General features: G+C 40.9%; 9 protein-coding genes and 1 pseudogene. 1 reads left to right on the top strand and 9 read right to left on the bottom strand.

The features are described from left to right. Positions 1-91: 91 nt before the first annotated feature. Positions 92-2080, bottom strand: coding sequence for a Na+/H+ antiporter (locus MHB84_RS26555; RefSeq protein WP_076291393.1), 1989 nt, complete (start codon positions 2078-2080; stop codon positions 92-94). Positions 2081-2352: 272 nt separating this feature from the next. After that, a pseudogene (locus MHB84_RS26550) lies at positions 2353-2780 on the bottom strand (family 16 glycosylhydrolase); the annotation flags it as partial. 121 nt (positions 2781-2901) lie between these two features. On the opposite strand from MHB84_RS26550, the gene MHB84_RS26545 reads away from it, so the two are divergent. After that, positions 2902-4008 carry an FAD-dependent monooxygenase gene (locus tag MHB84_RS26545; RefSeq protein ID WP_076291394.1) on the top strand — a complete coding sequence of 369 codons (1107 nt, stop codon included), beginning with the start codon at positions 2902-2904 and terminating at the stop codon, positions 4006-4008. 187 nt (positions 4009-4195) lie between these two features. Here MHB84_RS26545 and MHB84_RS26540 read toward each other — a convergent pair whose 3' ends face one another. The 7 genes from MHB84_RS26540 to deoD form a co-directional block, all read right to left on the bottom strand. Beyond that, positions 4196-4684 (bottom strand): NUDIX hydrolase, encoded by a 489-nt coding sequence (locus MHB84_RS26540; RefSeq protein ID WP_076291395.1) that lies wholly within the window; start codon positions 4682-4684, stop codon positions 4196-4198. Positions 4685-4902: 218 nt separating this feature from the next. Next, positions 4903-5730, bottom strand: a complete 828-nt coding sequence (locus MHB84_RS26535; protein ID WP_256716910.1) for an SDR family oxidoreductase — start codon at positions 5728-5730, stop codon at positions 4903-4905. A 189-nt stretch (positions 5731-5919) separates the two neighbouring features. Further along, positions 5920-6915, bottom strand: coding sequence for a helix-turn-helix domain-containing protein (locus tag MHB84_RS26530; RefSeq protein ID WP_143764814.1), 996 nt, complete (start codon positions 6913-6915; stop codon positions 5920-5922). A 16-nt stretch (positions 6916-6931) separates the two neighbouring features. Continuing rightward, a complete protein-coding gene (locus MHB84_RS26525; protein WP_076291397.1) occupies positions 6932-8137 on the bottom strand; it encodes an MFS transporter in 1206 nt (401 codons plus the stop codon). 490 nt (positions 8138-8627) lie between these two features. Continuing rightward, complete coding sequence (locus tag MHB84_RS26520) at positions 8628-9809, bottom strand: NupC/NupG family nucleoside CNT transporter (protein WP_076291398.1); 1182 nt, start codon at positions 9807-9809, stop codon at positions 8628-8630. A 2-nt stretch (positions 9810-9811) separates the two neighbouring features. After that, positions 9812-11125 (bottom strand): purine/pyrimidine permease, encoded by a 1314-nt coding sequence (locus MHB84_RS26515; protein ID WP_076291399.1) that lies wholly within the window; start codon positions 11123-11125, stop codon positions 9812-9814. A 45-nt stretch (positions 11126-11170) separates the two neighbouring features. Continuing rightward, a complete protein-coding gene (gene deoD, locus MHB84_RS26510; protein ID WP_076291400.1) occupies positions 11171-11878 on the bottom strand; it encodes a purine-nucleoside phosphorylase in 708 nt (235 codons plus the stop codon). Between the last annotated feature and the right edge of the window lie 71 nt (positions 11879-11949).

Raw genomic sequence — 11949 nt, 5'->3', positions numbered from 1 at the left:
ACCGCTAAAATAGCGGTTTTCTTCAATGCGCTTTCGGAAGAGATCTTTGCATTCCCCCTAGGTTTTTGACAAAAACATCGAACGGTACCTCTCAGCTTGTCTCTTCTCGCAAATCATGCTCCATGAATAGAATATCTCGTTTCATCTCCTTCACGCCCTGTCTTGAAATCCTGCCTGTCTCGAACATGGACTGGATGTTGTCTCTCTCCAGCTGAATTCCGACTCGGGCCAGCTCCTGCAGCGATATGCCAAACTCTTTTCGGGTGCCGGTTTCCTTTTCATTTCTGGTCAGACCCAGCAACATTCGTTCATACTGCAGAATTAGCGAGCTGACCATCTCCATATCTTGCTCGCCTTCTGCGAGTTGAACATTTAGCTGCTTAATGACATAAGTAATATTTTTAATTCTAAGACTATTCAATTCAGCCCTTCTTTCACGGAAGCTTAACCGGACTTGCTGCAGCATCCCGAACACTTCGTCCCAATGCTTAACGGGGAAAAACTCTTTTTTATAACGGGCATCTCTTGTGTGCATAAACAACAGTTTGTTAATTCGGTTAAGGTAACGGTACGCTGTGTATGGATTCACTTCTTTCTTTTCAAGCGCATGCAGCGTATTTTCTCTTTCCCATTTCAATATGGACAAACCCAAGGACCGCTGTGCCTTATCCTTCTTCTCATCTTTCTTGAGTGTTCGTATTCTGGAAGTATACGTATTGATGATTTGGGCAATCGCAAGACGATTCTGGTCCGTGATCAGTTCATTTAATCCGGTAACCACATTCCTCAGAATCTCAATTTTCGCCTGAATTTCGTCCTCTTCCTGCTCCGTTTGTGTTTCTTTACCCAATAAAAGCGGCAACAGATAGTTGGATGCCAGAAGTGTCCACAGGATAACTCCAGCTGCGAGGAAAATGATCAGATCTCTGGCTGGAAATGCAGTGCCATCATTAAGTAAAAACGGCAGTGACAAGGTACTCGCCAGTGTAATCGTTCCCCGAACTCCCGAAAGACTGAGGATAAGCGCCTTCTTCAACCTCAGCGCCCAAGGATCACGCGGTTTGGTCCCTTCGAAAATATCCATCAGCATTGCCCAGATGAGCCGCAGTCCGAGTACAGCCGAAGTCAATAATAGTGTGTACATAATGATTTTAAAATTACCTATTTCGGGGTTACTCCAAATTGTCTGGATAATATCAGGAAGCTGTGTTCCAAGCAAGAGGAAAACGAGTCCGTTTAATACAAAAATAATAACTGACCAGGTGCTTTTGGATACAACACTTAGCTTGGCTACTTCAGGGTTCATTTTCTTGTAACCGAAAGAATGGGCAATTCCTGCGGCGACAACGGCCAGGATACCATTGACCCCCAATTTCTCAGCAGCCATGAAAATTAAAAATGGAGTCAGGATCTCAATCAGCATATGAAGCGTGACATTCTCCATTCCCAGTTTGCGCAACCACTTCACCACACCATATTTTACTAAGGTGAGCAGCAGGCCCAACACCACACCGCCAAGTGAAATCGCAATAAAGCTGATACTGGCCGTTTTGAAAGAGAATACACCTGTGACCATTGCGGCTACGGCAAACTGAAAGGAGACCAGCCCTGATGCGTCGTTTATCAAAGACTCTCCCTCAAGAATTTGCATTGTCTGATGGGGGATCTTCACTTTCTGCTCCAGTGCGCCTACGGCCACAGCGTCGGTAGGCGCCAGTGCTGCTGCCAATGCGAAGGCTGCCGCCAGCGGGATGACCGGAAGTAACCAATTCAGGAAATATCCCATCACGGCTACTGTTACAAATACCAGACCCAGTGCAAGCAAAAGGATCGGTTTCTTTAGCTTCCACAGTGCTTCTTTATCCGCATGCCTGCCATCATTGAACAGTAACGGGGCAATGAATAGAAGTAAAAACAGCTCCGGATTTAATTTCAGTTCATAGTGCAAGGGCAGCAAAGTAATCAACATCCCCAGCACGATTTGAATAATAGGCACGGAGATCGAAGGTATAAACCGGTTTACTAAATTGGATAAAGAGACCGCCACCAGCATCAATAAAATAAATTCAAACAATTCCAAACGAATCTTACCTCCATATTTATCTGTAATAAGCAGCTTTTCGTAAAACACGTTACTAACAAGAATTTATCTTATTGTAAATTGCATTTATGAACTGTATATGAATCGCTTGCCCCTAGGCTGCCCAGAGCATTCTTCCATAATCCCCTCAGCTATTTTTATCGGAATTGCCGATAATTTCATTAACATCTTCTACTCGAAATTTCTTTTCAGGAGGTACCTCGTGCTCTTGAAAAAACAAAAGCAACCGCTGAGCGGCTGCTTCTGCATAACTAATTACTCGTATATTTAACCCAATCGTATTCAGCGTACAATGGATTGGCACCGTTATAAGCACCTAACCAACTATCAATCCCGGTCCCATTCCATATGTTTCTTCATAATTTTACCGGGAGTTATGGGGATATTGCTGGTTGCCAGTCGAAAGCATAGGTATGGAATCCCTGTGATGCATCAAAGCCAAGGTTAATAACCTTCTCATGACCACCGACCCCATTCGTAAAATAATTAAACTGTACTTTGGTCGTGTCTTTTCCTAAGAATTCAATATCAATCTCATCCCATTGCGTGCCATGAGCAGGTCCTGTGTAGGGGAAAAAGGATGATATACGATGCCTGTATTTTTGGCAGGCTTCATGCTTACTTCATACAACCCATATCCATAATTATTAGTGGAGCGATACTCCCCACAATCAAACTTGGCTTTTCTTGAGGAAAATATCAACGACTGGCTCTGCACGAGCCATTCATATTCAGTTCACAAAGCTATTTTATTCTATACAACATCATTAGAACTATTATGGATCATGGGAGGAACGAATATGATAAAAAATATTCTAGTTAGCGGGGCGAGTTTCGCCGGCATCTCAACAGCCTACTGGATGAAGCAGTTTGGCTACAACGTGACCGTTGTTGAGATTGCTGAAGGTCTTAAAAAAGGCGGCACACCTGTAAATATCCGCGAAAATACCGCCGACATTGCAAAACGTATGGGGCTTCTAGACCAAATCCAGTCGAATAAAATAGACATGGAATTAATGGAATTCAAAAATTCCGATGATGTCACTGAAAGAGTCGAAATCCGTGAGCAGCTTGCAGAAGATGAATATGAAATTGAGCGAGATGTATTGCTGGATATCATGTTCGAGGCTGTCCAAGATGACGTTGAGTTTATTTTCGGGAATAGTATTACGTCTTTGAAGGAAGAAGCTAATGGCGTTGAGGTAGCTTTCAAAGGAGGACAAAAACGCTCTTATGACCTGGTGTTCGGCTGTGATGGTATTCATTCGGTCGTCAGAAAATTATGGTTCGGCGAGGAAGCGGAATTTTCGCATTTTCTTAAAACGTATTTCTCTATCACCATCGTGGATAAGTTGTTGATCCGGGAGAATACGACACAAATGTACAACGAGCCGGGCAAGGCGGTCATGCTGAACTCTTATAACAATAAAACCGATATCGTGCTCTGCTTTTCTTCGGAGAAGGAGCTCCCCTACGACTACCGAAACGAGGAACAGCAGCGGGATATCATTTTGAATCAATTTTCCGGACTAGGCTGGCGAACGCCAGAATTGCTGGAAGAAGTGAAGAACTCCAAAACTTTTTACTTTGACAAACTGTGCCAAATGAAAATGCCCTCGTGGACAAAAGGCAGGGTAGCGCTAGTCGGTGATGCTGGATACTGCGCCTCTCCGGCTGCTGGCATGGGTGGATCACTCGCAATCGATGGAGCGGCAGCCTTGGCTGATGCTTTCCATAAAAACCATGGGAACTATGAACTTGCGTTCCAAGAATATAATCAGAGTTTCCGTCCTTTCATCGAGGAAGTGCAAGCAAACGCGGAATTGATGGTAGATTTTCTTGTCCCACGAACTGAAGAAGACATTCGCGAAAGAATTTCGCAAACAGCATCCATCAAGGACATCTAGGGACCGCTCTGTAGGATATTGAGAGGATATCATTTGATGTTATTTATTCAGTGAGTATTTGTTGAGTTTAATGATCAGATCAAGTTCTTGTCCTCAGTTTGGAGCAAGAACTTGGTCCAACAATAAAAAAGCCGCTATTATAGCGACTTAGGTTGGAGCTATGTTCTTGTTTGATCCTTCGTACACTTTAAACACGCCTTTGAAGCTTGATATCACATTCTGACATTGTTCCCGTGACGTATTCGATATAATTCACAGAACCGTTAAAATTCAAATAAGCTTCATAACGCATACGGATGGCAGGTAATGTGATCCAATCCAGAACATTTCCCTTGGGAACCCACCTACATTCACTCGTTTCATCAGAAGTCGCTAACTCTCCACCTACAGCCTTGCACACGAAATCAAACATCACTTTCGTAGGAACATCAGTTACACCGTCATACCACTTATGTACCGCTGTATTCGAAACAACATTAATTAAATGGTTAACCTCGGCATCTATTCCACTTTCCTCTTTAATTTCACGAATCACGCCATCAATCAGATTTTCTCCAACTTCAGTTATACCACCAGGATACACCCAACCATCGTCATGGGCTTTTACTAATAGGATATTTCCTTTTCCATCTTCTACAATTCCACCAGATGAGACAATATGTGTCGGAAACGCCATTTCACGACCTCCAAATTCGGTAAAGTTGTATACTTATTCCACATGATTCCTAAATTATCCTGCTTTTGTGAACATGCTTGCTTGAACAAAATTAATGTATGGAGATCGGTCGTTACGGAATTGAACATAATATTCATTAATTGCTTATTAGCCTTTTAGTTTAAAATAGTTCAAGCTATCTATATCATTAAGAAGCCCATGTTGTTTTGGTTTCCATCCTAGCTTTTCTTTCGTTTTTCACTTGAAGAATTTAGATCCATTTCAGCAAAATGAGTAAACCATGTGAAATGGTTGTTAGCTTCCTCGCGAGCTATGCTTTTAACAGGAACGTTAAGTCTTTCCCCTATCACAGCAGCTATTTCTTTAAAAGCTACACCCTCCTCTGCAACTGCGTGATATACCCCTGTTGTTTCGCTCTCCAGAACCAGCCTAAATAGTTGAGCAGCATCAAGCCTGTGTACCGCCGGCCAACAATTATTTCCTTCTTCAATAAAAGCCGAAACACCTTTATTACGAGCTAAATCAATTAGTGTTGGGATAAAAGCACGATCACCATTTCCATGTACGGAAGGCGGAAGCCGAACTATAGAAACATTAACCCCTTTCTCCTTCGCTACCTCAGCTGCCTCTTCTGAAGCGATACGAGGATTAGCATGTGGCCTGAACACCGGCAACGTATCTTCGGTTACGAGTCTCCCTTTTGGAAGAACTGCCAGGGCAGATGTAATAATAAGCGGACGGTCTGAACCAGCTAAAACAGAGCTCATAGCATCAATAGCCCTCTTATCCTTCTCACAGTTCTCTTTGAATTTTGAGAAATCGTGATTAAATGCAGTATGAATAACTGCATCAGCCGCCGATACTCCACTGCGCAAACTATCTAGGTCTTCCATATCGCCTCTATGAATTTGTGCACCTATTCCGCTAAGTGATTGAGCAGCTGCTTCTGATCGAGCAAGCCCTAGCACCTCATGACCCGCACGAATTAATTCCTGAACAATAGCAGAGCCTACAAACCCGGTTGCTCCCGTAACAAAAATCTTCATTTCTATTCCTCTTCTCTTTAAATTTCATGATTTTCTTTTACTTATATAATTTATCATCATGAAATTTTTGAGGCGTGGATAATAACAACACAATGTAGCACAATATTATCTCAGAAAATTATTACATGTCTTCTTTACAGCAAGAAAGAATTTCGCAGAGTTAAACTACGTAGAAAAAAAAGAAAACACTTAGCGTTTTAGATATTTGCATCTAAAATTGCTAGGAGTTTCATTTTTAATTTTTTTAAAGATTCTACTAAAATAGTTACCGTCATTAAAACCTACTTCCAATGCGATTTCAATAATCGTCTTATCCGTGGTTATCAAAAGCTGTGCTGCCTTTTGAACACGCATCTGATTTAGAAAATCCATCGGCGGGAAACCTGACACCGTTTTAAAAACTCTTGAAAAGTGGACTGGACTTAAATGAGAAACCTTTGAAAGATCATCTAATGTGATTTTTTCAGAAATATGTTTCTCCATATGTTTAATGGCTGACTTAATTTGATTTAATTTTCTATACTGGATATCTATTTCTGATTGCTCTGGTATTTTCTTTGTATAAGATCGGATAAGATCAGTCAATATTTGATAAGTTAATCCCCTTAAAACAAGCTCAAATCCTTCCTTCTTCTCCTCATACTCTCGGATCATCTTCTGTATACTGCCAAGGATAAATTCATCCTCCGTGATCTTCTCCTCAAACAGAAATCGATTCTTTAAGAGCAGTTCAGTGTATATGGATTGTTGTAAATCAGGCTGATTTCCTAAAAGCAATAAAAGGTCAATTTTGAATAAATAATATGCTAAGTCCGAATTTATATTTTCCCCTGAGTGAATTACATTAGGGTTCACAATTAAAATTGTACCTTGCTCTCCTATTATCTGTTGATTACCAGCCTGGAGAATCATCTTTCCTTTTTCAATATATAAAATCATAAGTTGTTCATGCCAATGAGGAGGGAAAATACTGCCCTTTTCATTAAAAGAACAGTATTCCGTAATAATAGGTTTTGAAATTTCCTTGTCCTCCACATACCCATACATATTTTCATTCACAACTAATTCTCTTCCCATAACCAACACTCCAAACGCTAATATTTTCCCGTCAATCACTTTTGGTTTAAAAGTAATCTGATTATAGCAGTAGAATGTCCAAATTTGTATGAATTGAATTACTGGCATTGTCTTCTGAAAATCGTTAAACACGTGCACGCTGTACGCGCTTGATTCCTGTGCGTAGTGTAAGCCCGAAGCAAAGAATCAGAATGATTCCGGCAACCACATAAGGGTAGTTAACATTGATATCAAACATCAGTCCAGCTACTACCGGCCCAATGATATTCCCAAGGCTGGTAAAAGCGGAGTTAAGTCCAGCCAAATATCCTTGATGTTCTTTTGCGACCATGGACATTTGAGTGCTGATGGCTGGGCGCAAAATATCGATGGACAAGAATACAACAAAGGTGACGGCGAAGATCAGCCAGTATTGGTGAACAAATAACGTCAACAGGACAAATACCCCGGCAAGTAGCAGGCAAACTGTAATGACTGCTTTCTCACCATAACGGCTTATAATCCAGCCGAAAATGGTTAACTGAACCAACGCGCCTCCAATGGAGCCGAATGTGAAAATGAAGGCAATATCCTTTGGTGTGAAGCCAAACTTATGGTCAACGAACAGACCGTATACCGCTTCATAGTTGGCAAGTCCAAAGGACATGACGAACACAATAATTAAGCTGATAAAATAAGGCTCGCGGTAAGTAGAACGCAACTGCTGAATTAGACTTCGTTTGGGTTCCAGATTAGCCAATCTATTCTTATCACCCTTTACTATAGACGACAGTGATTCCGGCAGGACAATCATAGTGAGGATCGCAGCGATCAGACCAGCGACCCCCGCAGCATAGAACGGAACGCGGATACCGAATTCGGCAATATATCCCCCGATGCCAGGGCCAATGATGTAGCCTGTCGAGATCGAAGCGTTAATGAATCCCATTCCCTTGGCTCGATCTTCCTCGGAGGTTACATCTGCCACATAAGCCATAACCGTTGGCATGATGAGTGCTCCGCTAACGCCCCCCATCATCCGAGAAACAAAAAGTAGCAGAGCTGAGTCAGCTAACCCGAATATCACCTCGGCACAGGCGAAAACTAGCATTCCGGCGACAATCATTCGCTTGCGTCCTAAGGAATCGGATAATCGTCCCGCCAGTGGTGAGAAAACCAACTGTGTAAATGCGAATGAAGCAGTAAGCATACCAGCAATCGTTCCGTTAATATCTAAAATAGTAATATATTGCGGTATCACTGGTATAACCAGACCAATGCCAGCAAAGACTAAGAATAGGTTAAACATCAGAAGCAGCAGAGCGCCCCGATTTTTGAATAATAAAGCCATCTAATTGTCCTCCCAAAATCAAATATTGAATATGTACGCTAACTATGTATCTTCTGCAGACGCTGTTCTGACCCATTGCGAAGTGAAGAATAACTAACATATAATACCTATTCTCATTCCAAATTACTTTTTAAAGATAAATGTTTAAAAAGTACGGGATTAAATGTAATACACATTTTTTTCCCTGTCAATATATACTTTCTTAAATTTAATAGGTTGATCTGTGAGTAAGACGAATAGATCGATCGAACATATTGGACTGATAGTCTGTAATTATCCAATGTACAGTTCAGGCTGAAAACCATGGTCTGACTGCTCGTGACTGGTGTGGACTGCATCCAATTCGTCGTTCCGAATTTGAGTAAACACACGAAAAAAAGCCGCTAAAATTAGCGACTTTAATGTGATAATTTTATATCCCTCGACATCAACCGTCCTTTTGGAACAGCCCTATTTCGAGTCAAATTGTATTCAAAAGAAAATGATTCAACTAAAATATAATTCCGATAATTATGGCAGATAAAACGCTTACAAGTGTTGCGCCATATAAAAGTTTCAATCCAAAACGAGCAACAATATTCCCTTGTTTTTCATTCAATCCTTTTACTGCACCCACGATAGTACCAATGGACCCAAAGTTAGCAAATGAGATTAGAAAAACGGAAACAATGGCTGTAGTACGCCCACTTAAACCGTCTTGAATCTTAACAAAGTCAAGCATGGCAACAAATTCATTCGCAACCAGCTTCGTGGCCATAATACTTCCAGCATGAACCGCCTCATGCCATGGTACTCCGATCATAAAGGCAATTGGTGCAAAGACATACCCTAGAATTCCTTGAAACGAGATACCAAATATGCCGCTGAAGACCCCGTTAATTAAAGCAATGATTCCAACAAAACCAACTAACATTACCCCAACTACAATGGCTACCTTAAAGCCATCCATAATATATTCGCCCAGCATTTCAAAAAACGTTTGTTTGCCCTCTTCCTGAACTTCAACAATATCTTCTTCGGCTGTAACTTCATACGGATTAATGATGGATGTAATGATAAAGCCGCCAAATAGGTTTAATATTAATGCAGCTACTACATATCTAGGTTCCAGCATGGTCATATATGAACCAACAATGGACATGGATACCGTTGACATTGCAGATGCACATAATGTATACAAGCGATGTTTTGGTAATAATCCAAGCTGATTTTTCACAGAAATAAATACTTCATTTTGACCTACAATTGCGGCTGCAACCGCATTATAAGATTCCAATTTCCCCATGCCATTTACTTTACTTAGCACCAGACCAATATACTTGATAATGAACGGCAGTATTTTGTAATGTTGCAGGATTCCTATTAATGCTGACATGAAAACAATTGGCATCAACACAAACAGGAAAAAGGTATGAGCTCCTTCATTGGCAATCCCACCAAAAACAAAGTTCGTTCCTTCGTTGGCATATCCGAGTAATTTCGAAAAACTATCGGCAAACCCTTTGATTAAGAATTCGCCTATACTCGTTTTTAGTATAATTAATCCCAAAGCTAACTGAATAACAATCATTATGATGATTGGACGATATTTGATTTTCCGCTTATTATTACTCGCAAGCCAGGCCAATAATAGAACAATAACCAGACCAACAACAGAAATTAGATAATGCATAATTAACCCTCCAAATTATCGATACTTTTTTTGGAATCCTCATATCGATTTGCATCTTTCCACTTTAACGCTTGTTCCAAAATAATCGCCAATAGACTTCCGCAAATTAACCCATTATTCAAAATGGCTATTACAATCGGAGATAAATGGCTCGTAGCGGATGTTGGAATAAACATTAAACCCACACCAACTAAAAGAGAAACTCCGCTAACAATAAATGTTCGTTCTTCATGCAGAACCTTCTTCAATTCCTTCAGCGATAATCCAACCATCTTCACAAAGATGACGAATGTAACGGCATAGCCTATAGGCGCTGGGATACCGGAAATTACGTTCATTATTGGCGGAAACAAGGATACAGAGATGACTAAGATGCATCCAATTAAAAACGATTTCCGTTCCCTCATTCCTGTTTGTTCAACATATCCCGCCGCTCCTGAAATAGGCACTGAACCAATCGCTCCGAAACTGCCACCAATAAAATGGGTAATGCCAGAAGCAAATCCGGCACGCAAATAACGATTATGATCCAATTTCTTTTGTTTCATAACGGTCTCCATCAACCGAATAGACGCAAGCGCATTGGTTATTAATAATAGTGTTAATAGAAAGGCAGTTGTGACTGTTCCGCTATCAAATCTTGGACTTCCAAAAGGAAATATTTTGGGCAGTTTAAATAGCGTATCCGCCGGTGAAATCACCGGCATCTTGTCGCATATGATAAACAATAAACAGCCTATCGATATACTGATTATTACTGAAAATTGGCGCAGCAAAACAAAGCGACTGTTCCCTAACCCAAAGGTAATGCAAATCACAATCACACTCAGTACGAACACTTTCACATCTAACAAGGTGTGGCTTGACGTGATCCCCATCATACCTTTCATAAAAGAACCGCTTAATTGAAAGATCAATAAGAGCAAATATATAAAAGTGACCGTTGGCGTAAATAGACGAGCGATTTTATCCATTAGCTTAAATGCTGAGATTAGGATAAATAAAACTCCACTACAGATCATTCCCCCACTTAAAGCTTGCAGGGCAGCAATATTCGAAGAATACAATACCCCCACTAAACTTGCGTAAATGGTGAAAATACTCCACCATAACCCTGCTGGACCTTCATGAATAGGGAATTTATGGCCGATGACGCCTTGTAAAAATCCAGCTATTCCTAAAGTAATCAGTGTGCTCTGGATGAGTCCAGAAGCCTCCATAGGTGTTAGGTTATATAAATCTGCGATAGCAATTGGCGCAGCAATTGCACCTGCGATCATAAACATCATCCACTGCAATCCAGATAGTATTTTCATTTCTTACTCACTCTCTTTTCTTGCACCCGTACTCGTATCGATAGATTAGCTCTCAATCGCTGTGTTAAGAGCGATTTCGACCATTTCATAAAATGATTGTTCACTTTCTTGATGAGTTAAGTGCTCCTGTGTTAACAGTTGACTGCCTACTGTCAAAATGGATAGAGCTTTCACACCGTATTTAGCGGCTAACGTATATAAGGCTGTACTTTCCATTTCAACTCCTAATACACCAAAATCCATAAACTTGTGAAGTCGATCTAAGCTCTCACGGTAGAACTCATCGGAGTTATAGATGTTACCGACAAAGACACTTACTTGTTTAGCTTTTGCTTGTTGATACGCTTTCATTAACAATGAGAAATCTGCTGTAGGTGCATAATTACAGCCATGGAAGATCTTATCCGTCATATTACTATCTGAAGACACGGATTGGGCTATTATAATATCGCGGATATTAATGTCTTTCTGCATCGCGCCACATGTACCAATACGAATCAATTTCTTCACTTCATAATCGACGATCAATTCCGTTGCATAGATACTCATCGATGGATTCCCCATCCCTGTCCCTTGAACCGATACACGTATCCCCTTGTATAATCCGGTGTACCCATACATGCCTCTTACTTCGTTATAACAAATGGCCTCATCTAAAAAGTGTTCTGCTACAAATTTTGCACGCAAAGGATCTCCCGGAAGCAAAACGATGTCCGCTATTTCTCCTTTTTTTGCGCCTAAATGCCTACTCATATTTCTGCCTCCTACTCTCAATGTTGAACCCAGGCTTTCCGAAATCTCTTCCACTTGCCTTCAGAAAACCA

It is taken from the genome of Paenibacillus sp. FSL F4-0087 (assembly GCF_038020215.1).
Taxonomy (GTDB): domain Bacteria; phylum Bacillota; class Bacilli; order Paenibacillales; family Paenibacillaceae; genus Paenibacillus; species Paenibacillus taichungensis.
This window is presented reverse-complemented; position numbering and strand designations above follow the sequence as displayed.

What these genes read in the sequence shown, in the direction of transcription:
- MHB84_RS26545 (WP_076291394.1), top strand. Translation starts at nt 2,902, where the DNA reads ATGATAAAAAATATTCTAGTTAGCGGGGCGAGTTTCGCCGGCATCTCA.
- MHB84_RS26540 (WP_076291395.1), bottom strand. Translation starts at nt 4,684, where the DNA reads ATGGCGTTTCCGACACATATTGTCTCATCTGGTGGAATTGTAGAAGAT.
- MHB84_RS26535 (WP_256716910.1), bottom strand. Translation starts at nt 5,730, where the DNA reads ATGAAGATTTTTGTTACGGGAGCAACCGGGTTTGTAGGCTCTGCTATT.
- MHB84_RS26530 (WP_143764814.1), bottom strand. Translation starts at nt 6,915, where the DNA reads ATGCCAGTAATTCAATTCATACAAATTTGGACATTCTACTGCTATAAT.
- MHB84_RS26525 (WP_076291397.1), bottom strand. Translation starts at nt 8,137, where the DNA reads ATGGCTTTATTATTCAAAAATCGGGGCGCTCTGCTGCTTCTGATGTTT.
- MHB84_RS26520 (WP_076291398.1), bottom strand. Translation starts at nt 9,809, where the DNA reads ATGCATTATCTAATTTCTGTTGTTGGTCTGGTTATTGTTCTATTATTG.
- MHB84_RS26515 (WP_076291399.1), bottom strand. Translation starts at nt 11,125, where the DNA reads ATGAAAATACTATCTGGATTGCAGTGGATGATGTTTATGATCGCAGGT.
- deoD (WP_076291400.1), bottom strand. Translation starts at nt 11,878, where the DNA reads ATGAGTAGGCATTTAGGCGCAAAAAAAGGAGAAATAGCGGACATCGTT.